The organism is Pseudomonas sp. AG1028 (assembly GCF_007993955.1).
Lineage (GTDB): Bacteria > Pseudomonadota > Gammaproteobacteria > Pseudomonadales > Pseudomonadaceae > Aquipseudomonas > Aquipseudomonas straminea.
The window spans coordinates 166,000-188,050 of the sequence record NZ_VIVP01000002.1 but is presented as its reverse complement, the minus strand read 5'-3'; the positions used below and the strand labels follow the sequence as shown (position 1 = coordinate 188,050).

The window sequence follows — 22,051 nt, the reverse complement described above, 5'->3', positions numbered from 1 at the left end:
CATGGTTGGCGGCTCGCCATCGAGCCGCTCAAATGAGTTGAAAGGGGTACACGGCGCCAAGATCGAGGATTAGCGTCAACTCATCCAGCGCCGTGCGGCATTCGTCCAGTAGCTGCGGGTCGGCTAGGTCATGCTCGCTCAGGCGATCACGGTAGTGGCGGTCGACCCATTGCAGCAGCCGCTCATACAGTTCCGGCGTCAGCATCACGCCCGGGTTCATCGCTGCCAGCTCCTCTGCCTGCAAGGCTACACGCAGACGCAGGCAGGCGGGGCCGCCGCCGTTCTGCATGCTCTGCTTGAGGTCGAAGGCGCGAACCTCGGCAATCGGCCCGTCGCTGCCCAGCAGCGCCTGCAGATACGCCCAGACCCGCGGGTTGCCGCGGCATTCCTCCGGCACCACCAACAGCATACGCCCGTCGGCACGGCTCAACAGCTGACTGTTGAACAGATAGGAGCGCACCGCATCCTCGACACCCAGCACATGGCGCGGCACGCACACCGATTGCAACTGCCCACCGAGGCGCGCCAGCTTGTCGCCAAGCTCGCCCACCACCCGCTCGCTGTCGAGAAAGGCGTCCTCGTGATGGAACAGCACCTGGCCGTTGCCCACGGCGATCACGTCATTATGGAACACGCCCTGATCGACCACCGCCGGGTTCTGCTGGGCAAATACCACGGCGTCATCAGCGAGGCCGTGCAGCCGGGCCACGGCCTGAGAAGCCTCCAGGGTCTGGCGCGCCGGGTAGCGCTGCGGCGCCGGCAAGCGCAGGTCGAAGGCACTACGGCCGAACACGAAGAACTCCACGCCCCGCTCGCCGTAGTCGCGGCAAAAGCGGGTATGGTTGGCCGCGCCCTCGTCGCCGAACTGGCTGACTGCGGGCAAGGCAGCGTGGTGAGCAAAATGGCGATCGTCGGCGAACATCGCTGCCAGCACGCGGCTGGTGGTGGGATGCTCGATGGAGCGGTGAAACTTGCAGTTGAGGTTGGCCGCGGTGAAATGCACGCGGCCGTCGGCGGTATCGGCGCTGGGGCTGACGGTCGCCGCATTGGCCGTCCACATGCTCGAGGCCGAGCAACTGGCGACCAGCAGCGGCATGGCCTCGCGCGCCGCCTTCTCGATCACCTGGGCATCGCTGCCGGTAAAGCCACAGGCACGCAGCGCGTGCACATCGGGGCGTTCCTGAGGGGCGAGCACTGCCTGGGCATAGCCCATTTCCATCAGCGCCTTCATCTTCGCCAGGCCCTGACGCGCCGCTTCCCGCGGGTTGGACGCCACCTGGCAGTTGTTCTGCGAGGCCACGTTGCCGTACGACAACCCGCCGTAGTTGTGGGTCGGGCCGACCAGGCCGTCGATGTTCAGCTCGCAGGAGGTGAGTCGACTCATAGGCTGACTCCTGGCGCCAGGCTGTCGGGCAACGCCAGTTGCTCGCTTTCCAGCGAGGCGACCGGATAGGCGCAGTAATCCGCCGCGTAATAGGCGCTGGGGCGGTGGTTGCCCGACGCGCCGATGCCGCCGAACGGCGCGCTGCTGGAGGCGCCGGTCAGTGGCTTGTTCCAGTTGACGATGCCGGCGCGGCTGCGCAGCCAGAACTGCTGGTAACGCTCACGGGAATCGGACAGCAGCCCGGCGGCGAGCCCGAAACGGGTGGCATTGGCTTCGACGATGGCATCGTCGAAATCGGCATAGCGAATCACTTGCAGCAAGGGCCCGAACACTTCTTCGTCGGCGCGCGGCTGCACGGCCGTGACATCAATGATGCCTGGTGTCAGCAGCGCCGCGCCGTCGAGCGGTTGGCTCATGTCCAGCAGGGGCCGCGCGCCCTTGTCGATCAGCCGCTCCTGCACCTTGAGCAGGTGCTGGGCGGCGTCCAGGGAAATCACCGCCCCCATGAACGGCGCCGGCTCGGCATCGAAGGCACCGACCTTGAGGCTGGCGGCCACGCTGACCAGCCGCGCCAGCAACGCGTCACCCCAATCGCCTTCAGGCACCAGCAAGCGGCGGGCGCAGGTACAGCGCTGGCCGGCGGAAATGAACGCGGACTGGACGATGCAATACACCGCCGCATCGACATCGGCAGGCTGGTCGACGATCAGCGCATTGTTGCCGCCCATTTCCAGGGCCAGGACGGTTTCCGGGTGGCCGCCGAACTGCGCGTGCAACTGGTTGCCAGTGCGACTGGAGCCGGTGAAGAAAAGGCCGTCGATACCCGGATGAGCCGCCAGTGCCGCGCCGGTTTCGCGCGCGCCCTGCACCAGGTTCAGCACGCCAGCCGGCAGGCCGGCCTCGATCCAGCAGTTGAGCGTCAGCTCGGCGACCTTCGGGGTCTGCTCGCTGGGTTTGAACACCACGGTATTGCCGGCCAACAGGGCAGGCACGATATGCCCGTTGGGCAGATGACCGGGAAAGTTGTACGGGCCGAACACGGCGACCACGCCATGGGGCTTGTGGCGCAGCACGCTGCCCTGAGCGCCGCTGCGCTGGCCGGTGCGCTCGGCATGGCTCTGGATGGAGATGGCCACCTTGCCGATCATGCTGGCGACTTCGGTGGTCGCTTCCCACAGCGGCTTGCCGGTTTCTTCACCGATGGTGCGGGCCAGTTCGTCCTGCCGGGTTTTCAATACGGCGGCGAAGCGCTCGAGCAGCGCAATGCGTTCGCTCAATGGCGCCGCCGCCCATTCAGCGAAGGCTTCACGGGCCGCCTGCACAGCGGCCTCGACCTGGGTCGCGTCAGCTTCACGGCCCACCCAGAGCACCTGCTGGCTGACCGGGTTGAGGGACTCCAGGGTGCTGCCCTGTCCTATCTGCCAGAGACCTGCAATGTAATGCGTGCTCATGGTCTATCACTCCAGGCTTCACGGTTGCACAGGCCAGCGCTGGGCGCTGACCTGCTACCTGTCACGGCTGTCGCTCTATGGCGACATTGCCGGTCGGGGCAGCACGCCGCCCCGGTCACATCAGAAACGGTGGTTCAGGCCTTTATCGCCAGGGGCACTGCGCGCACCTGATCGCCGACATTCAGGCGCAGGCGCCGGGCGGTCAGCGGGTCGACGACCAGCGTCCCGGCGGCCATCCGCGCCCGGGCCGCAGTGATGCGGCAATCGGCGTGCTTGCGGTTGTGCACCAAGTACACTGGCGCATCGTCACCCGGCGTGCCGATGGCCAGCACCAGCAGCTGGCTGTCGCGAATCGCACGAATCTTCGTGGTCTCCGCCTCGATGGCCGGACCGGCGTCGAAGATATCGACATAGCCCTGGTAGCTGAAGCCCTCGGACTTGAGCATCGCCAGCGCCGGTTCGGTATCCGGGTGCACCCGGCCGATCACCTCGCGGGCGGCTTCGGACAGGAAGCAGGTGTAAAGCGGAAAGCGCGGCATCAGCTCGGCGATGAACGCCTTGTTACCGACGCCGGTGAGGTAGTCCGCCTGGGAGAACTCCATGCGGAAGAAGTGCCGGCCAAGGCACTCCCAGAACGGCGAACGGCCCTGCTCGTCGGACACGCCGCGCATCTCGGCAATGATCTTCTCGCCAAAACGCTCGCGGAACTCGGCGATGAACAGCAACCGCGCCTTGGACAGCAGGCGCCCGTTCAGGCCTGTGCGATGCTCGGCATGCAGGAACAGCGAGCACAACTCGGAATGGCCGGTCAGGTCGTTGGCCAGGAACAGCGTCGGCACCTGACGGTGGATGCCCAATTCCTGGGACGCACAGACGGTCAGGCCGACCCGGTAGTTGTACCAGGACTCGCGCAAGCCGACGCCGCCGGCAATGGCGGAAATACCGAGCACGCGGCCGTCATCGTCCTCGAGCACGAACATGTAGTCGCAATCGCCGCGCTCGGCTTCGCCGCTGAAGGTCTTCTCGGCGCGCCCGACCCGGTAGGCCAGGCGCGCTTCGTTGGCCGGCAGGGTGGTCAGGCCGGTGCCGGTGCTGCGTGCCAGGTCGATCAGTGCCGGCAGGTCACCGGCGCGTACGGAGCGAACGATCATGCTGCCTCCGGAAAATCGCGAGCCAGACGGGTGGCGCTAATGGTTGGAAAACTCATACCGCCACCAGCCTTACCTGGCCGCCTTCGGCAACGCCGAGGATCTGCGCGGTCTGCGGAGCGAGCACCGCGGGCTGTCCAGGCGCCCAATCCAGTTGGGCGACGACCGCACGAAATCCCTGCAGTTGCTCGTTGCTGACCAGGTACGCCTGGCCACCCTCATCCGCCTCGCCGAGCACCACCGGCACCAGCGCGCTCTGGGCGATAGAACGAATGCCGGAGGTGCGCGCATGCAGGGTCGGGCCGCCGTCGAAGATGTCGATGTAGTGGTCGGTTTCGAAGCCGTCGCGCATCAGGATGTCGAACGACACCTGGGCACGCGGGTGCACCAGGCCCATGGACTCCTGAGCGGCATCGGGCAGCAGCGGCACGTAGATCGGGTAATGGGGCATCAGCTCTGCCAGGTAGGCGCGGCTGCGCAACCCGCACAGGCGCTCGGCCTCGCCGTAGCTCATGCCGAAGAAATGCCGACCGACCGCATCCCAGAATGGCGACTCGCCGGCGTCGTCGCTCTCGCCGACGATCTCCACCACCATGGCGTCGGCGAAGCGCTCCGGGTGGCAGGCGGCGAACAGCAGGCGCGCACGGGAATTGAGCTCGGCCCAGACGCTGTCGACCAGCCCGCGCTCCACGTAGAAGCTGGTGAGCAGGCTGTTGCCGGTCAGGTCGTGGCACAGCGACAGAACGTGGATCTTGTTGTGGATCTTCAGCTCGCGGGAGTTGTGAACGAAGGTCTCGTTGCGAAAGCTGTAGAACGGCTCGGAGTAGCCCGCCGAGGCGACGATGCCCGAGCAGCCGGAGAGGCGACCGGTTTCGCTGTCTTCGAGCACGAAGAAATAGCGCTCCTCGCCGTTGAAGCTGACTTCGGCGGCGAACGACGCTTCCGACGCGGCGATCTTGTCGCGCAGGCGCTCGGCGTTGTCGGGCAGCGAGGTGACGCCCACCGGGCTGTCCGCGGCCAGGCGCTGCACTTCGGCGAGGTCGGTCATTCGCGCGGGGCGCATAACCAGCATGGTTCACTCCTTCAGCAAGGCTGGGGCGTTGCAGCCCTGGCAGCGAGAATCATCGTCCGTGAGGCTGGCCGGCACGGGCCGACACAGCGAATTGAGCGGGCGGCGCGCAGCCGCCCGTAAGGGTCAGGCGCCGGCCAGCTTGGCCACGGCACGCTCGAAGCGATCCAGACCCTCGTCGATGTCGGCATCCTCGATCACCAGGCTGGGCGCAAAACGCACCACGTCCGGGCCGGCCTGCAGGATCATCAGATTCTCGCCGGCTGCCGCATCGAAAAATTCACGCGCCTTGCCTTTCCAGGCATCGGAGAGCACCGCGCCGATCAACAGGCCCATGCCGCGCACCCCGGAGAACACTCCATAGCGCTCGCCGATCTGCAGCAGGCGGGTCTTGAAGCGCTCATGCTTGGCCTTGACGCCCGCCAGTACCTCGGGCGTGTTGACCACGTCGAGCAGCGCCTCGGCGACCGCGCAACCCAACGGGTTACCGCCATAGGTGGTGCCATGGGTGCCAACCGCAAGATGGCTGGCCAGGGCCTCGGTGGTCAGCATCGCCGCGATGGGGAAACCACCGCCCAGGCTCTTGGCGCTGGACAGCACGTCTGGCGTTACGCCGTAGTGCTGGTAGGCATACAGATGACCGGAACGGCCGACGCCACTCTGCACTTCGTCGAACACCAGCAGTGCATTGTGCTCATCGCACAGCGCGCGAGCGCCTTGCAGGTAGGCCAGATCCGCCGGCAGCACGCCGCCCTCGCCCTGGATCGGCTCGATCACGACGGCGCAGGTCTTGTCGCTGATCGCCGCCTTGAGCGCTTCGAGGTCGTTGTACGGCACATGGGTGATGCCCTGGATCTTCGGCCCGAAGCCATCGGAATATTTCGGCTGGCCACCGACGCTGACGGTGAACAGGGTACGGCCGTGGAAGCTGTTGGTCGCCGCGATGATCTCGTACTTGTCCGCCCCGAAGCGGTCATGGGCCACACGGCGTGCCAGTTTGAACGCAGCTTCGTTGGCTTCGGCGCCGGAGTTGCAGAGGAACACCCGGTCGGCAAAGGTGGCGTCCACCAGCTTCTTGGCCAGGCGCAGCGCCGGCTCGTTGGTAAACACGTTGGAAACGTGCCACAGCTTGCCTGCCTGCTCGGTCAGCGCCTTGACCAGCGCGGGGTGGGCATGGCCCAGGGCGTTGACGGCGATGCCGCCGGAGAAGTCGATCAGCTCGCGACCACTCTGGTCCCAGACGCGCGAACCGGCGCCGCGAACTGGCACGAACGTAGCCGGGGCGTAGCTGGGCACCATCACCTGGTCGAAATCGGCGCGTTGCACCGGGTCGTGCTGAACGGACATCGGGACTCTCCTGACGAGACACGCAGGCCTGAACAGGCTGCGATGCGAAAGATTGTAGGGGGGTGCTCATGGGCCGGCATTGCCGGCATGCGACAACTTCTTACAGCGCCATTGCTGGCTTCGGGCCTGGCAAAAGCCCGTCCGTCGGCCGGCGAGGCGCAGTTTAAACGTTGCGGCTGCTCCGGCGCACGGGTCGACTAACATTTATCCGGAGTGCACCGTTTCGGTGGGGCGAGTCGCCAGGGATTCTCTGACCGAGCGAGAACCGCAAATGGCGTGAAAAATATTTTCATTCCGCCCTATGCGGCATATTGCCAGCCCCTGGAGTGACGGTGATATCATTTTGCTCGCCGCGTGCCGCCCCACTGTGAACGGCGTCGCACCGGTAGCCATCAAGGATCCGATGGTTCAACGCAGTTCCCTTCAACGCTGTGCATCGACTCGTCCAGTCAAGGAAGCACGAGATGACCGCAAAAGAACAACAACTGACCGATCTGCTGACCCTCACCTCTCGCAGCATCACCCACATGACCGCCGCCATGACGGCTCTGTCCTTCGATCTGCTGCGTAGCGATGACAGTGGCGTTCGTTCTGCCGCCTCGAAGATGATCACCCGCCTCGGCGCGGTGAGCCGCGAGCTGGATCAGCAATGGGTGCTGATCAGCGAACTGACCGGTGTCGAAGCGCCCGTGCGCGTCGATGCCATCGAAGAAGTGCAACTGCACTCGGCCTGAGTCGCATCGCTCACCGTCCGGGCCGACGCCGCCGTCGGCCCACATAAAAGCTCTCCCCGCCTCAGCCGCGCGCCGCCAAGTACTCGCGCTGCAGCACCGCCACCAGTTCAGCGGCCGGCATCGTCCGCGCCAACGCCGCCCCCTGCCCTGCCCAATGAGCAGCGAATTCGGCATTGCCAGCCTTGGCGGCAGTAGCAATCAGCTGCTTGCCGGCATCGTAGGCAATGCCGAACCCTGGCACCGCAGGGTGGCCGGGCGCGCCGACTTCGGCCATGAAACGATTGACGATGCCGCGCGCCGGGCGCCCGGAAATCGCCGTGGTGACCTGGGTGACCCGCGCCCGGTCACTGCCGAGCAGCTGCCGGTAGGCCTGGTTGGCGGTCGACTCGGGGCAAAGGATGAACGCGGTGCCCAATTGCGCAGCGCAGGCACCCAGGTTCATGGCGGCGGCGATCCCGGCGCCATCCATGATGCCGCCAGCGGCGATCACCGGGCGTAACAGGTGCTTGACCAACACCCGCACCAGAGCCAGCGTGCCGATGCCCTGATCGTGGGCCGGATCGAACACCCCGCGGTGGCCGCCGGCCTCGATGCCCTGGGCAACGATGATGTCGATGCCCGCATCCTGGGCCAGCAACCCTTCTTCCAGCGTGGTGGCCGACGCCAGCAGGGTGATGCCGGCACTCTTCAGGGCATCGATGCGCGCCTGAGGCGGCAGCCCCAGATGAAAGCTGACGATGGGCGGTCGCTCTTCAAGCAGAACCTGCAGTTGCCCTTCGTCCTCCTGGAAACTGCAGTAGATATCCCTGATGGCCTCCGGCGCAGCTGCGCCGAACTCGGCGAAGTAGGGCTGCAAGTGCGCCAACCACGCCTGCTCCCTGGCCGCATCGGCGACGCTCAGGCGGTGGCAGAACACGTTGATGTTGAACGGTTTGCTCGTGGCAGCGCGGGTTTCCCGGATCATCTGCCGGCCGGCCTCGGCCTGCACCGCGGCGATGGAGATCGAGCCCAAACCGCCGGCGTTGCTGACCGCAGCGGCAAGAGCCGGCGTGGCGGTGCCCGCCATGGGGGCTTGGATGATCGGATAGTCGATGCCCAGGGCTGCGCAACTCATAAGATCCTCGCTTGATGAAGATGACACGGCCCCCGACTATAACGCCGCGGGCCGCGTAACGCTCACCCGACCAACCAGCCGCACAATCCGTTTTACCTGCCGCCCCTGACTTGGCACTCTGTAGCCTCTCCGATCAGGCAGGTCCCCTATGAGCCTTCGCACCGCGCACTTTCAGCTGCATACGGCCGCCCTGCTGGTCGGCGTTTCGGCGCTTTTCGGCGAATCACTGAAGGTCAGCGCCAGCATGATCGTGCTGGGCCGCTCGGCCTTCGCGCTGTTGGCCCTGAGCCTTTTCTGCCTGTGCCTGGGCAAGCGCCCCTGGCGCGGCGTCACCTCGGCCACCGCTGCCAAGCTACTGACCACGGGCCTGGTGCTGGGGGCGCACTGGCTGCTGTTCTTCATGGCGGTGCAAACCGGCGGCGTGGCCGTGGCGACCCTGGGCTTCGCCTCGTTTCCCGCGTTCACCGCGCTGATCGAACGGCTGGTGTTCGGCCAGCGCCTGGGGCGCAGCGACCGCTGGATTCTGGTGCTGGTGTCGGTCGGGCTGATTCTGATCACCCCATCGTTCGACCTGCGCGATGGCGCCACCGTGGGCCTGCTCTACGGCGTGCTGTCTGGTGCGATATATGCGGCGATTGCGGTGGCCAACAAGCATGCGGCGAGCAACGTCGATGGCCTGGCTTCGTGCTGGTGGCAATGCCTGGCGATCAGCCTCGCGCTGCTGCTCTGGTGCCTGCCGGAGGTGCCGACCATCACCAATCACGACTGGTGGCAACTGGCAGCGCTGGGCGTGCTGTGCACGGCCCTGGCCTACAGCCTGTTCATCGCCTCGCTACGCCACGTGCGCACCCACACCGCTGCGGTGGTGATCACCATGGAGCCGATCTATGCCATCGCCGGCGCCTGGTTGCTGTTCGGCGCCGTACCGAGCGCTGGCATGTTGCTTGGCGGCGCGCTGATTCTCGGCGCCGTGGCCTGGGCCGGTTTGCAGGGCGGTCACTGACCGCTCTGGCTCAGGGTTGCCAGGTGGTGCGCTCGCCGCTGAGCCGGTGGTCGAGAAAGCTCGCCGCGCTGATCAACGCCAGGTGGCTCAGCGCCTGGGGCGTGTTGCCCAGATGGTGGCCGCGCTTGTCCAGCTCCTCGGCGTACAGCCCCAGCGGGTTGGCATAGCGCAGCAGTTGCTCGAACTCCAGGTGGGCCTTTTCGATCCTGCCGGCACGCGCCAGGCACTCGACGTACCAGAACGAGCAGGCCATGAACGAACCCTCCTCGCCCTTGAGGCCGTCATCGGTGCGGTAGCGATACACCATGCCGTCACGCACCAGCTGCTGTTCGATGGCCTCCAGGGTCGCCAACCAGCGTGGGTCGGTGGCGGCGACGAAGCGCATCAACGGCATCAGCAGCATGGAGCCGTCGACGTCCTGGCAGCCGATGCGCTGCACGAAATGGCCGCAGCTCTCGTCCCAGAAATTGTTCCAGATGTCGTCATGAATGGCCTGACGCTCGTCGTTCCAGCGCGCGAACGGCGCCGGCAGCGAACGCTTCTGGGCCAGGCGGATGGCACGATCCAGCGCGACCCAGCACATCAGCCGCGAATGCAGGAAGTGTTGCTCCTCGCCGCGAATCTCCCAGATGCCGACATCCTTCTGCTGCCAGCTGTCGCATACCTGATCGACGATGCCCACCACGTGCTTCCAACCCTCGTGGGAAATCGCCTCGCCGTACTTGTTGGCCAGGTACACGGCGTCCAGCAGTTCGCCGAAGATATCCAGCTGGGTCTGCTCGTGGGCTTCGTTGCCGATGCGTACAGGCTTCGCGCCGCCATGGCCAGCGAGGTGATCGAGCGAGCTTTCCGGCAAGTGATGCTGCCCGCGCAGGCTATAGAGAATGCGCAGGTGCGCCGGCGTTTCCGAGCAGTCTTCGACGCGGTCGCGCACCCAACGCATAAAGGCGTTGGCTTCTCCGGAGAACCCCAGACGCATGAAGGCGTAGACGGTGAACGAGGCGTCGCGAATCCAGGTGTAGCGATAATCCCAGTTGCGTTCACCGCCTGGCGCTTCCGGCAGGCCGTAGGTGGCGGCGGCGATGATGCCGCCGTGCTTGCGTGAGGTCAGCAGCTTGAGCGCCAGCGCCGAGCGATGGACCATCTCGCGCCAGCGCCCGCGGTAGTTGGACTGTTTCATCCAGCGCCGCCAGTACTTCACGGTCTCGTCGCGGCAATGCTCGCACGCACCTGCGGATACCAGCGGATCATCCGGCGCACCGAGCACGAACTCCGCATGCTCGCCTTCGCGCAACTCGAATTCGGCAATGGCGCACTGATCGTCGAGAGACAGCGTCTGGCTCGCCGACAGCCGCAAGCTGGGCTGGCCCGGTGCGCTGAACAACACATCCCGGCCGTCGAGCTGGGCAACCGTGTCAGCACGGCTGTAGTCGTGGCGCACACGGCAGCGCAGGCGGATGGTGGCGTGGCCGGAGACCACGCGAATGGTGCGAATCAGTCTTGGCGCAGCATCGACATCCGCATTGATCGGCATCAGGTCGGTGCATTCCACAATCGCCTGCTCGTCCAGCCAGCGCGTTTGCAGCACGTTGGTATCGGGTAGGTACAGCTGCTGACGGCGCGCCTCGGGCAGATCCGGCGCCAGCTGGAAAACCCCGGCTTCGGGCGTGTCGAGCAAGGCGCTGAAGATCGACGGGCTGTCGAAATCCGGCCAGCAGAAGAAGTCCACGCAACCACTGTCGGCGACCAGCGCGGCACTGCGCATGTCGCCGATGATGCCGTGGGCCTCGATGGGCATCTGACGATCCTGGATATCAGCCATTGTCACGAAACTCCGGGTAAAGGCTCATGCCGCCGTCGACGAACAGCGTGGTGCCGTGAACGTAATCGGCGGCATCGGAGGCCAGCCACACCACCGCATTGGCGATGTCCTCGGCGTCACCGATACGGCCGTAGGGAATCAGCTCGAGCAATTTTTCGGCAGCCGCGCCTTCGGTGGCTTCACGGTTGATCGCGGTGCGGATGGCCCCCGGGGCGATGGCGTTGACGCGAATGCGCTGCTCACCCACCTCCTGCGCCACGCTGCGCATCAACAGGTCGAGTCCGCCCTTGGAGGCCGCGTAGTTGGCGCGCCCAGCCCAGGGAATCAGCTGGTGCACGGAGCTCATCTGGATGATCTTGCCGGCCGCGCGGGAAATCTCCTCGCGAATGCCCTGCTTGGCGAACTGGCGCAGCGCCGCGCGCACGCAGAGAAACTGGCCGGTGAGGTTGACCTGCAGCACCTGGTTCCATTCGTCCAGGCTCATGTCGACGGTCGGCGCGTCGCGCTGCATGCCGGAATTGGCCAGCAGAATGTCCAACCGCCCGAACGCGGAAAGGGTTTCAGCGAACAGCGCCTCGACGTCCTGCTCGTTGGATACATCGGCCCGCACGGCGATGGCCTGGCCGCCATGATCGCGGATTTGCGCGGCGAGCTTCTCGGCAGCCTCACGCCCGGATCGATAGTTGAGCACCACCGCGGCGCCCGCCTCCGCCAGCGCCTTGGCCGAAGCCGCGCCGATACCCGAACTGGCGCCGGTGACCAGCGCGACCTGTGACTGCAGTGAGATGAGCATGGCCGTTCCCCTTTCCTCGACTTGCTACACCTGACTGGAAGCCAAGCGGCAGAGTTCAGGGAAAAGCCCGCTGCCGCCGATCAGGCAGCCAGCACCTCCAGAGCGGCGCGCCAATCCAAGAAACACCGGCCACGGGAGGAGAACTGCCATGCAAGACATCGAAGCGCTGCTCGATTATCTGAGGCGTCACAAGTTGTATCTGACCACCGCCGAGTCCTGCACCGCCGGCATGGTCGTGGCGCTGCTCGCCAAGCATCCTGGCAGCGGCGAATGCCTGGACAGCGGTCACGTGGTGTATTCGCCAGCGGCCAAGAAACGCTTGCTGGGCGTGAGCCAGCACACCCTCGATAACTTCAACCTGACCAGCGAAGAAGTGGCGCGGGCCATGGCCAAGGGCGCACTAGACGGCAGCCCGGCCAATGTCGCCGTCGCCACCACGGGCGTCGCGGGCCCCGAACCCCAGGGCGAGATTGCTGCCGGCACCCTGTGCTTCGCCTGGGCCTTTCGCCTCGCGGACGGCAGCGTCCAGCTGTATTCGAGCACCGAACATTTCGCCGGCGAACGTTCGCGCATCCTCGATGAAGCTGCCCGCTTCGCCCTGCTGCGCCTGCCTGAGCGGCACGCGCAGCTGCTTGGCGAGGCTTAGCGCCGGCCTTTGCCGGGCAGGATCGAACCCAATACCTGCTTGGTGGCCTGGCGCAGGATGCCGCCCTGGTTCGGGTCGCCCTGCCACAGGGTGGATGCAAAGGCCTTGGCCTGTGCCAGGGTGATATGCGGCGGCAGCGGCGGCACGTCAGGGTCGGTCTTGAATTCGATGACCACCGGGCGGTCGGCGGCCAGCGCCTGCTCCCAAGCCGCAGCGACGTCCTCCTCACGGTCGACGTAGATGCCCATCAGCCCGATGGACTCTGCGAACTGGTGATAGGCGACGCTGGGAATGTCCTGGGAAGCCGAGAACTTCGGGTCGCCTTCCATCACCCGCTGCTCCCAGGTCACCTGGTTGAGGTCCTCGTTGTTGAACACCGCGCAGATCCAGCGCTTGTCCTGCCACTCGTGCCAGTATTTGGCGACCGTGATCAGTTCGGCCATGTTGTTCATCTGCATGGCGCCATCGCCGACCAGCGCCACCACCGGGCGATCCGGGTGGGCGAACTTGGCGGCAATCGCATAAGGCACCGCCGCGCCCATGGACGCCAGGCCGCCGGACAGCGAGCAGAGCATGTCCTCGCGCATCTTTACGTCACGGGCGAACCAGTTGGCACAGGAGCCGGAATCGCTGGTCACCACGGCGCGATCCGGCAGGCGCGGCGATAGTTCAAACGCGACCCGCTGCGGGTTGATCGGCGAAGCCGAAGCCATGGCGCGGCGCTTCAGGGTGGTCTGCCACTGCGCCGTCCAGCGTTCGATGCGCTTGCGCCAGGTGCGCAGCGTCTTGCGTTCGAGCAGTGGCAGCAGCGCCTGCAAGGTATCGGCAGCGTCGCCTTGCAGGTTGACTTCCATGGGGTAGCGCAAGCCGAGCATGTCGGCCTGGATGTCGATCTGCACGGCGCGCGCCTGGCCTTCCTTGGGCAGGAATTCAGCATAGGGAAAGCCCGAGCCGATCATCAGCAAGGTGTCGCATTCGTTCATCATCTGATAGCTGGGCTTGGTGCCGAGCAGGCCGATGGAGCCGGTCACCCAGGGCAGATCATCCGGCAACGCGGCCTTGCCCAGTAGCGCCTTGGCCACGCCGGCGCCGAGCACATCCGCCACTTCGGTGACTTCTTTCGCAGCGCCCAACGCGCCGGCACCAATCAGAATCGCTACCTTCTTGCCGGCATTGAGCACGTCGGCGGCGCGCTGCAGATCTTCTTCATAAGGCACAACCCGCGGTCGGCTGTAACCCACGCCAGAATGCAGGGTGCCGTGCTCGCGGGGCGGCTCCTCGTAGGGCAGCGTCTGCAAGTCATTGGGCAGAATGATCGCCGTTACCCGGCGATCGCCCAGCGCCGTGCGAATGCTGCGGTCGACCAGGTGACGCACCTGTGACGGCGCGCTGGCCTGCTGGACGAAGGCACCGGCGACATCCTTGAACATCGACAGCAGATCCACCTCCTGCTGGTAATGCCCGCCCAGGGCGTTGCGCGCCTGCTGGCCGACGATCGCCAGCACCGGCATATGATCCATGCGCGCGTCGTACAAACCGGTGAGCAGATGGGCCGCACCGGGGCCGGAGGTGGCGATGCATACGCCCAGGTCGCCAGAGAACTTGGCATCGGCCGCGGCCATGAACGCGGCCATTTCCTCATGACGCGCCTGGATGAAGCGGATCTTGCCCTCGGCCTTGGCCAGCGCGCCGAATACGCCGTTGATGCCATCCCCCGGATAGCCATAGATGCGCCGTACGCCCCATTGGTAAAGGCGTTCGACGATGAAATCTGCGACGGTCATGCTCATGGAAAACTCGCTCGAAGTTCAGGCCCGCTGGGCCGACATGGATGGAGCTGCCACGCGAGGTCTGTGTGCGCGACGGCTCGGCCAGGCAGCTCAGTGCCGGACAGGAAATCTTGACCGGGGCCCACTCGCAGAGGTTTAAGGTTTCTGCCAGGCCGCTGCGCCTGGCTTGCAGGCAGGTCACCGCGGGGCAAAAAGATCGAACATGCAGCGCCCGTCACCCTCAAACCCTCTAGAGCAACGCACCGAGGGACGAGGCATGACCCAGCGAGTACCCGATCCGACCCAGGCACCCGACTTGCCGGGCGAGCCCCCTCCCCTCGGCCAGCCCCACGAACCCGACAACGATGCGCTACCGGACAAGCCACAGCCCGACCCCGTTTGAGCTGGCTTGAACCGATGGCCCGTCACATCAGGCAGGAGTGAATACATGGTCGCCTTCGAACCGCAATCGCAACCCGAACGACAGGGCCCGGCACCTCAGAACGTCAGAGGCTGGGAGCGCCTGTTGTCCATCGGCGGAGGATTGCTGCTGGCCACGCTCGGTGCGAGCAAGCACGGCGAGCGTGGTCGGCGCCAGTTGAGCGTGGGCGGCCTGTTGCTGTTGCGCGGGCTTAGCGGGCATTGCAGCGTGAAAAGCGCGGTGGACGACCCGCTGGCTGAAATCCGCTACCTGCGCGCGCGCGTACAGCGCCTTCAGGAGCTGGTGCTGATGGCCGAGGAAGTCGCCGATCGCACCCGCGCCACGCCAGTCCCGCCTGTGCCGGTCACGCCGGCGCCGACAGAACTGGGCACACCGATTGTCGACGAATTCGCCAGCCGCGAGCAGAGCCGTTAACGCGCATTGCCATACCGCATTTTTACGCATCAACAGGTGTAGTCATATGGATAACGACAGCAAAGAACGCCCGCACAAGCGCCCTGCCAAGGTCATTTCCGGGCACTGGCAGCAAGATGCCCAGGAACAGCTGCGCGCGCACATCCAGGCCGAGCAGTCCCATACCGATGAGCTGGAAGCCCTGGCCAATATCGCCCGCTCCACCATCGCCGACCTGGAAAACCCCGATGCCGCGGCCTCGCCGGATCGTTTGCGCGAAGCCGCGCGCCAGCTCGCCGCTCTTCGCGATGCCTTGAACAACTACAGTGGCCACGCCGTGCACAGCGTCGACCGCTTCGCCCGCAAGCACCCGCTATGGTTGGCGGCAGGCGGCCTGGCGGTGGGCATTCTGGTGAGTCGCCTGTTGCGCAAGCGCCGCAGCCGCGCTGATGACTACTACCATGGAGGGACGCTGCGATGAACGACGATCCTCGGCAACCGCCACTGGAGCCCTCGCTGCTCGGCCTGCTGCGCCAGCTGACGCGAGAGGTACAGACGCTGTTCACCAAGGAACTGGCGCTGGCCAAGGTCGAGCTCAATGCTTCGCTGCAAGCCACCAAGACCGGCATCGCCGCCGTCGCGGGCGGTGCCATCGTGCTGCTGTGCGGCGTACTGATGCTGCTGCTCGCCGCCGTCTACGGCCTCAGCGAAGTGATGCCGCCCTGGGCAGCCGCGCTGATCGTCGGTGTCGTGGTGATCGTGATCGGCCTGATCATGCTCAAGGTCGGGCAACAGAAATTCGCCCCTTCCCAACTCACTCCCGAACGCACACTGGATTCCTTGCAGAAAGACAAGGAAGCGGTGCAGAGGCAAATGTCATGAGTACCCACAGCAGCATCGCCGCCGAATCGCTCAAGTCCCCGGACGTGCTCGAACAGGAAATTGACCAGCAGCGCAGCCGTATCGATGCACTTATCGATGATGTGGAGGCACGCCTGACACCGCAACGGCTGATCGACCAGGCCCTGGCCTATGGCCGTGACAGCGGCGGCCTGGAAATGGCCGAACGCCTGGGGCAGACCCTCAAGGCCAATCCGATACCCGTTGCCATGACCGCCATCGGCCTGGCCTGGTTGGCCGTCGAGCAGACGCGCCGACACACGCCGAAGGCGCCCGAGCCTGACTTGCCGCAGGATCACGAATCCCTGGTCGATGCCCTGCACAGTGCCAAACAGTCGCTGGAACAAAGCACTCAGGCCGCGCGCCGCAAACTGCATGACCTCGCCGATGGCGCCAGCGCTGCGACCGAACAGGTCAAGCAAAGCGCCAACGCCGTGGGCCAGGCCGTGCATCGCCACCCGTGGGCCTTTGCGGCTGCCGGTTTGGCGGCAGGCGCCTTGGTGGGGCTGCTCGGCACGGGTCGCCGGCACTCGCCAGAAGAAGCGCTGCCGCGGGAAAGCTACGTGGTGCCGGATATCGAAGCCGGCTTCGATGAACTGGCCGATGTGCCGGATGACGAGCCGCCTTTTCGCCCCGGTGCGATCTGACGCCGGGTAAAAGGCGAAACGCAAAAACGAAAAAAGCGCCATAGGGCGCTTTTTTGCGTTGCTTCCGGGTGTTCAGTGGGCCCTGGAAGCGATATATGGCGCAGCGGACGGGACTCGAACCCGCGACCCCCGGCGTGACAGGCCGGTATTCTAACCGACTGAACTACCGCTGCGCATACCTCGATTGGTGGGTGATGACGGGATCGAACCGCCGACCCTCTGCTTGTAAGGCAGATGCTCTCCCGGCTGAGCTAATCACCCTTCACTCTCGAAGTGGGGCGCATTCTAGAGAGCACCCTGCCCCTTGGCAACCCCCTTTGCGAAAAAAATTTATTGGCGATCCAAAGGCTTAGCAATCGCCGCCATTTGGCGGGGCAAATCACATGACGACTCGATACGGGGTTGGCCTAATCCACCAGCGGAAGGAATAATGCGCCCTCGCGCGGGTCTGATCGTCGCGCGGCGTGATTCCCTGTCCGCCGCCAGACCGCCCATGCGCTGCCTGAGGCAGCTGCCATGCGCCCGAATTGAAGATTTCCTGCGCGCTGCGGCGCGCACCCGTTAACTGGAGACAACCCGCTCATGTGGTTTCGCAACCTGCTGGTCTACCGCCTCACCCAGGACGTCGACTTCGATACCGAAAAACTGGAGGCCGCACTGGCCGCCAAGCCGGCGCGCCCCTGCGCCAGCCAGGAACTGGCTACCTATGGATTCGTCGCTCCTTTCGGCAAGGGCGAGGACGCACCGCTGGTGCATGAAAGCCAGGGCTTCCTGCTGATCTCCGCTCGCAAGGAAGAGCGCATTCTGCCCGGCAGCGTGGTCAAGGACGCCGTGAAGGAGAAGGTCGATGAGATTGAAAGCGAGCAGATGCGCAAGGTCTACAAGAAGGAGCGCGAGCAGATCAAGGATGAGATCGTCCAAGCCTTCCTGCCCCGCGCCTTCATTCGCAAGTCCGCGACCTTCGCCGCCATCGCCCCGGCCCAGGGCCTGATCATCGTCAACGCCTCGAGCCCCAAGCGTGCCGAAGACCTGCTGTCGACCCTGCGCGAAGCCATCGGCTCGCTGCCGGTGCGCCCGCTGACCGTGAAGATAGCCCCGAGCGCAACCATGACCGACTGGGTCAAGGCCCAGCAGGCCGCTGCCGACTTCCATGTGCTGGACGAGTGCGAGCTGCGCGACACCCACGAAGACGGCGGCATCGTGCGCTGCAAGCGCCAGGACCTGACCGGAGAAGAAGTGCAGCTGCACATGAGCTCCGGCAAGCAGGTGACCCAACTGTCCCTGGCCTGGCAGGACAAGCTGTCCTTCGTGCTCGATGACAAGCTGGTGGTCAAGCGCCTGAAGTTCGAAGACCTGCTGCAGGAGCAGGCCGAGCAGGATGGTGGCGACGACGACCTGAGCCAGCAGGACGCCAGCTTCACGCTGATGATGCTGACCCTGATCGAGTTCCTGCCGGCGTTGTTCGAAGCCCTGGGTGGCGAAGACACCCCGCAAGGTCTCTAAAGGCTGCTGCGCGTCGGCCCTGCAGAGTTAAATAGGCGAGTAACGCTCATGTACAAAAGTACAGTCGGTCGCGACCCCGGCCGCTTGATTCGCTGCGCTCACCCTACGGGCCAGCCTTCGGCTGTTACTTCGCTACGCTGCGTTTCTCGCCTATTTTTGTGGGGCCGCCTAGGCTTGCAGGGCTCTAGCTCGCGAGCCTTTCAATTGCAACAGCGCTCTTACAACAGCCCAATATCCCGCCCCATCCGACAGCCACCGCTGTCTATCCAACAATAACTGGCTGCACAGCGCTCCGCCTTTGGAGCCTGCTACGGTTCTATAGGGAATTTCTGCCATGTCTGCCTTGATCGCCCTCAGCCGCTTCGTCGGCAACACCTTCGCCATCTGGGTTCTGCTGTTCGCCGTGCTGGCGTTCCTGTTGCCAGGTGCCTTCCTGCCGCTCACCGCGTTCATCGTGCCGCTGCTCGGGCTGATCATGTTCGGCATGGGCCTGACCCTGAAGACCGAGGATTTTCGTGAGGTAGCCCGCCATCCGCTACGCGTGTTGATCGGCGTCTTGGCCCAGTTCATCATCATGCCGGGCATGGCCTGGTTGCTCTGCCAGCTGTTCGCCCTGCCACCGGAAATCGCCGTTGGCGTGATCCTGGTCGGGTGCTGCCCAGGGGGCACCGCCTCGAACGTCATCACCTGGTTCGCCAAGGGCGATGTGGCCTTATCCGTCGGCATCACCGCGGTGACCACCCTGCTGGCGCCCATCGTCACCCCGGCACTGATCTGGCTGCTGGCCTCGGAATGGCTGCCGGTATCGTTCTGGGCGATGTTCAGTTCGATCCTGCAGATGGTGCTGCTGCCCATCGTGCTTGGCCTGGTTGCCCAACGCCTTCTGGGTGAGCGGGTCAAGCTGGCGGTCGACGTGCTGCCGCTGATTTCGGTGGTGTCCATCGTCGCCATCGTTGCCGCGGTAGTGGCGGCCAGCCAGGCGAAGATCGCCGAGTCGGGCCTGATCATCATGGCGGTGGTGATACTGCATAACACCCTGGGGCTGGGCCTCGGTTATCTGGCCGGATTGCTGACCGGTATGCCGCTGGCGCAACGCAAGACGCTGTCCATCGAGGTCGGCATGCAGAACTCCGGGCTCGGCGCGGCTCTGGCCAGCGCCCACTTCTCGCCGCTGGCGGCGGTGCCCAGCGCACTGTTCAGTGTGTGGCACAACCTTTCCGGGGCGTTGCTGGCCACCTTCCTGCGCCGCATCAAGGATGAACGCGACAAGTAAGCGGACGTTAGCAACAACCGCAATTGGTGGGCTAAAGCCCACCCTACAGCGCTGGGGTCTCCCAGCAGATCAGCGAAGTCCGTGGGAACGGGCCATGCCCGTGACTGCTCGCCATGCACCCCAGGATGGATCGCCGAGCTGACTTGCCCTCACAAGCACATCATGCACAATAGCGGTGCACGCCGGGGACGACCCCGGATTTACGTGCCTTACTGCCGGGGACGACCCCACCGTTATCCGTGAGGGTCATATGTCCTGGATCATCCTGTTCTTCGCCGGCCTGTTCGAGGTCGGCTGGGCCGTCGGTCTAAAGTACACCGAGGGTTTCACCCGCCCGCTTCCCACCGCGCTCACCGTCGCCGCCATGCTGGTCAGCCTGGGCCTGCTCGGCCTGGCCATGAAGGAGTTGCCGCTGGGCACCGCCTACGCGATCTGGACCGGCGTGGGCGCGGTCGGCACGGTGATCGCCGGGATCATCCTGTTCGGTGAGTCCATGGCGCTGATTCGCCTGGCCAGCGTGGCGCTGATCATCTGCGGGCTGATCGGCCTGAAGATGAGCCACGGCTGATACGAAAGAGCCCGCCGATTGGCGGGCTTCTTCATTAGCGCTACGTCGGTTTCCCTGGGTATCGCTGCGCTCAACCCAGGCTACAGTCTGCGGCGTAGACCGGGTCGAGCGCAGCGACACCGGGGAGTGGATGTCCAGCTCTAGCGATTATCCCCACGCAACGCCTTCACCTCGGCCTGCAGCACCTGCCGCGTCGCCGCCGTTGCCTCGATGGGCGCGCCCGCTACCAGGTCGATCCGCGACCAGAAGCGGCGGAACAGGCCCTTGCGCGGGTCACGGCTGAAGAAGCTGCCCCACAGCCCGCCCAGCGCCATGGGAATCACCGGCACCGGGTTGTCCTGCAGGATGCGCTCCACGCCCGCCTTGAACTCGTCGATCTCGCCGTCGGCGGTCAGCTTGCCCTCGGGAAAGATGCACACCAGCTCGCCGTCGCGCAGGTATTCGCCGATGCGCTTGAATGCCGCATCGAACACCAGCAGGTCTTCGCTGCGCCCGGCGATCGGCACCGTACCGGCGGTGCGGAAGATGAAGTTGAGCACCGGCAGGTTGTAGATCTTGTAGTACATGACGAAGCGCACCGGGCGACGCACCGCACCACCGATCAGCAGCGCATCGACGAACGACACGTGGTTGCACACCAGCACCGCCGGCCCCTCTTCCGGAATCGAGTCGAGGCCCTTGTGCGACACCCGGTACATGGAGTGGCCGAGCATCCAGATCAGGAAGCGCATGGTGAATTCGGGGACGATCTTGAAGATGTAACTGTTGACCGCCACGTTCATCAGCGAAATGACCAGGAACAGCTGGGGGATCGACAGCCCGGCGACGCTCAGGAACAGGATCGAAACCACTGCCGAGACGACCATGAACGCCGCATTGAGAATGTTGTTGGCGGCGATCACCCGGGCCCGCTCGTTCTCGGCGGTGCGTGACTGGATCAACGCATACAGCGGCACGATGTAGAAGCCGCCGAACACGCCAATGCCGAGGATCGAGGCCATTACCCACCAGGCGTGGCCGAAGCCCAGCAGCGCCAGCCAGTCGTAGGGCTGCGCCGCCTCGGGAATGCCACCCGAGGCCGCCCAGAGCAGGATGCCGAACACCGTCAGGCCGATGGAGCCGAACGGCACCAGGCCGATTTCCACCTTGCGCCCGCTCATGCGCTCGCAAAGCATCGAGCCCAGCGCGATGCCCACCGAAAACACGGTGAGAATCAGGGTGACCACGCTCTCGTCACCGTGCAGCCACTCCTTGGAGTAGGCCGGGATCTGGGTCAGGTACACCGCGCCGAGAAACCAGAACCACGAGTTGCCGACCAGCGAGCGCGATACCGCCTTGGGCTGCGTCAGGCCCATGCGCAGGGTCAGCCAAGTTTGCCGGAAGATGTTCCAGTCCAGCGCCAGGTTCGGCAGCGCGGCACCGGCCCGCGGAATACCGCGGGCAGACAGGTAGCCGAGCATCGCCACCAGCACCACCGAGACGGCGACGATCACGCTGTAGTGGGCACTGGTGAGCATGATGCCGGCGCCGATGGTGCCCGCCAGGATCGCCAGGAAGGTGCCCATTTCCACCAGCGCGTTGCCGCCTACCAACTCCTCGGGTTTGAGCGCCTGGGGCAGGATCGAGTACTTCACCGGGCCGAACAGCGCCGATTGAATGCCCATGGTGAACAGCACCGCGAGCATCAGCGTCAGGTTGCCGAGCAGCACGCCGATGGCGCCGACCAGCATGATGAAGATCTCGAAGAACTTCAGCCGGCGGATCAGCAGATCCTTGGCGAACTTCTCGCCGAACTGGCCGCCGAGGGCGGAAAACAGGAAGAACGGCAGGATGAACAGCATGGCCGCGACGTTGACCAGCAGGTCGCGATCCGCCTCCAGGCTGAGCTTGAAGAGAATCGCCAGGATCAACGACTGCTTGAAGATGTTGTCGTTGAACGCGCCGAGCAGCTGCGTGACGAAGAACGGCAGGAAGCGCCGGCTCTTCAGCAGAGCGAATTGCGAGTGCTGACTCATCGATACCTTTCCCTTTGCGGATTCGATGAG

The 22,051-nt window shown here is 65.1% G+C and carries 21 protein-coding genes and 2 tRNA genes; 11 read left to right on the top strand and 12 right to left on the bottom strand.

Going from position 1 to position 22,051, the window contains the following annotated elements; translation table 11 throughout:
* Positions 1–28: 28 nt before the first annotated feature.
* The 5 genes from astB to FB481_RS03810 form a co-directional block, all read right to left on the bottom strand.
* Positions 29–1,384, bottom strand: coding sequence for an N-succinylarginine dihydrolase (gene astB / locus FB481_RS03830; RefSeq protein WP_147175137.1), 1,356 nt, complete (start codon positions 1,382–1,384; stop codon positions 29–31).
* Complete coding sequence (gene astD / locus FB481_RS03825) at positions 1,381–2,835, bottom strand: succinylglutamate-semialdehyde dehydrogenase (RefSeq protein ID WP_147175136.1); 1,455 nt, start codon at positions 2,833–2,835, stop codon at positions 1,381–1,383. Before astD ends, astB begins: the two co-directional genes overlap by 4 nt.
* 134 nt (positions 2,836–2,969) lie before the next feature.
* The gene (gene astA / locus FB481_RS03820; RefSeq protein WP_147175135.1) at positions 2,970–3,986 is read right to left on the bottom strand and encodes an arginine N-succinyltransferase; all 1,017 of its coding nucleotides are present in this window, start codon (positions 3,984–3,986) and stop codon (positions 2,970–2,972) included.
* A gap of 52 nt (positions 3,987–4,038) precedes the next feature.
* Positions 4,039–5,055, bottom strand: coding sequence for an arginine/ornithine succinyltransferase subunit alpha (gene aruF, locus FB481_RS03815; RefSeq protein WP_147175134.1), 1,017 nt, complete (start codon positions 5,053–5,055; stop codon positions 4,039–4,041).
* 123 nt (positions 5,056–5,178) lie between these two features.
* The gene (locus FB481_RS03810) at positions 5,179–6,399 is read right to left on the bottom strand and encodes an aspartate aminotransferase family protein (protein ID WP_147175133.1); all 1,221 of its coding nucleotides are present in this window, start codon (positions 6,397–6,399) and stop codon (positions 5,179–5,181) included.
* A 464-nt stretch (positions 6,400–6,863) separates the two neighbouring features.
* Here FB481_RS03810 and FB481_RS03805 point away from each other — a divergent pair, with 464 nt between their 5' ends.
* Positions 6,864–7,133, top strand: a complete 270-nt coding sequence (locus tag FB481_RS03805; RefSeq protein ID WP_013792225.1) for a hypothetical protein — start codon at positions 6,864–6,866, stop codon at positions 7,131–7,133.
* A 61-nt stretch (positions 7,134–7,194) separates the two neighbouring features.
* Here FB481_RS03805 and FB481_RS03800 read toward each other — a convergent pair whose 3' ends face one another.
* Positions 7,195–8,247 carry a nitronate monooxygenase family protein gene (locus FB481_RS03800; protein WP_147175132.1) on the bottom strand — a complete coding sequence of 351 codons (1,053 nt, stop codon included), beginning with the start codon at positions 8,245–8,247 and terminating at the stop codon, positions 7,195–7,197.
* A gap of 148 nt (positions 8,248–8,395) precedes the next feature.
* Here FB481_RS03800 and FB481_RS03795 point away from each other — a divergent pair, with 148 nt between their 5' ends.
* Entirely contained in the window at positions 8,396–9,250 is an 855-nt protein-coding gene (locus tag FB481_RS03795) for a DMT family transporter (protein WP_147175131.1), read from the top strand.
* A gap of 10 nt (positions 9,251–9,260) precedes the next feature.
* Here the strand turns inward: FB481_RS03795 and FB481_RS03790 are convergent, their stop codons facing one another.
* Positions 9,261–11,072, bottom strand: a complete 1,812-nt coding sequence (locus tag FB481_RS03790) for a glycoside hydrolase family 15 protein (protein WP_093502179.1) — start codon at positions 11,070–11,072, stop codon at positions 9,261–9,263.
* Positions 11,065–11,865, bottom strand: a complete 801-nt coding sequence (locus FB481_RS03785; RefSeq protein ID WP_147175130.1) for a glucose 1-dehydrogenase — start codon at positions 11,863–11,865, stop codon at positions 11,065–11,067. Before FB481_RS03785 ends, FB481_RS03790 begins: the two co-directional genes overlap by 8 nt.
* Before the next feature lie 148 nt (positions 11,866–12,013).
* On the opposite strand from FB481_RS03785, the gene FB481_RS03780 reads away from it, so the two are divergent.
* Positions 12,014–12,511, top strand: a complete 498-nt coding sequence (locus tag FB481_RS03780) for a CinA family protein (protein WP_147175129.1) — start codon at positions 12,014–12,016, stop codon at positions 12,509–12,511.
* Here FB481_RS03780 and FB481_RS03775 read toward each other — a convergent pair.
* Positions 12,508–14,301 (bottom strand): thiamine pyrophosphate-requiring protein, encoded by a 1,794-nt coding sequence (locus FB481_RS03775; RefSeq protein WP_147175128.1) that lies wholly within the window; start codon positions 14,299–14,301, stop codon positions 12,508–12,510. The two genes, FB481_RS03780 and FB481_RS03775, sit on opposite strands and share 4 nt — an antisense overlap.
* A 256-nt stretch (positions 14,302–14,557) precedes the next feature.
* Here FB481_RS03775 and FB481_RS23320 point away from each other — a divergent pair, with 256 nt between their 5' ends.
* From FB481_RS23320 to FB481_RS03755, 5 genes are read left to right on the top strand one after another with little or no spacing between them, the layout of a single operon-like run.
* Positions 14,558–14,683, top strand: coding sequence for a hypothetical protein (locus FB481_RS23320; protein ID WP_256662702.1), 126 nt, complete (start codon positions 14,558–14,560; stop codon positions 14,681–14,683).
* 45 nt (positions 14,684–14,728) lie between these two features.
* Entirely contained in the window at positions 14,729–15,136 is a 408-nt protein-coding gene (locus tag FB481_RS03770; RefSeq protein WP_147175127.1) for a YgaP-like transmembrane domain, read from the top strand.
* Positions 15,137–15,182: 46 nt separating this feature from the next.
* Positions 15,183–15,596: a hypothetical protein gene (locus tag FB481_RS03765; RefSeq protein WP_147175126.1), complete on the top strand. Its 414-nt coding sequence runs from the start codon at positions 15,183–15,185 to the stop codon at positions 15,594–15,596.
* Entirely contained in the window at positions 15,593–15,997 is a 405-nt protein-coding gene (locus tag FB481_RS03760) for a phage holin family protein (protein ID WP_027906116.1), read from the top strand. Before FB481_RS03765 ends, FB481_RS03760 begins: the two co-directional genes overlap by 4 nt.
* Entirely contained in the window at positions 15,994–16,662 is a 669-nt protein-coding gene (locus tag FB481_RS03755; RefSeq protein WP_147175125.1) for a DUF3618 domain-containing protein, read from the top strand. The genes FB481_RS03760 and FB481_RS03755 overlap by 4 nt, the downstream gene beginning before the upstream one ends.
* Positions 16,663–16,758: 96 nt before the next feature.
* Here FB481_RS03755 and FB481_RS03750 read toward each other — a convergent pair.
* A tRNA-Asp gene (locus tag FB481_RS03750) sits at positions 16,759–16,835 on the bottom strand.
* Between the two features lie 12 nt (positions 16,836–16,847).
* Positions 16,848–16,923 (bottom strand) — tRNA-Val (locus tag FB481_RS03745).
* Positions 16,924–17,244: 321 nt separating this feature from the next.
* Between FB481_RS03745 and rdgC the strand changes: the two genes are divergently transcribed.
* From rdgC to sugE, 3 genes are all read left to right on the top strand, one after another.
* Positions 17,245–18,165, top strand: a complete 921-nt coding sequence (gene rdgC, locus FB481_RS03740; RefSeq protein WP_013792237.1) for a recombination-associated protein RdgC — start codon at positions 17,245–17,247, stop codon at positions 18,163–18,165.
* Between the two features lie 334 nt (positions 18,166–18,499).
* Entirely contained in the window at positions 18,500–19,438 is a 939-nt protein-coding gene (locus tag FB481_RS03735) for a bile acid:sodium symporter family protein (protein ID WP_147175124.1), read from the top strand.
* Positions 19,439–19,688: 250 nt separating this feature from the next.
* Positions 19,689–20,006 (top strand): quaternary ammonium compound efflux SMR transporter SugE, encoded by a 318-nt coding sequence (sugE, locus tag FB481_RS03730; protein ID WP_027906113.1) that lies wholly within the window; start codon positions 19,689–19,691, stop codon positions 20,004–20,006.
* 140 nt (positions 20,007–20,146) lie between these two features.
* Here the strand turns inward: sugE and FB481_RS03725 are convergent, their stop codons facing one another.
* Positions 20,147–22,021, bottom strand: coding sequence for an MFS transporter (locus FB481_RS03725; protein ID WP_147175123.1), 1,875 nt, complete (start codon positions 22,019–22,021; stop codon positions 20,147–20,149).
* Positions 22,022–22,051: the final 30 nt, after the last annotated feature.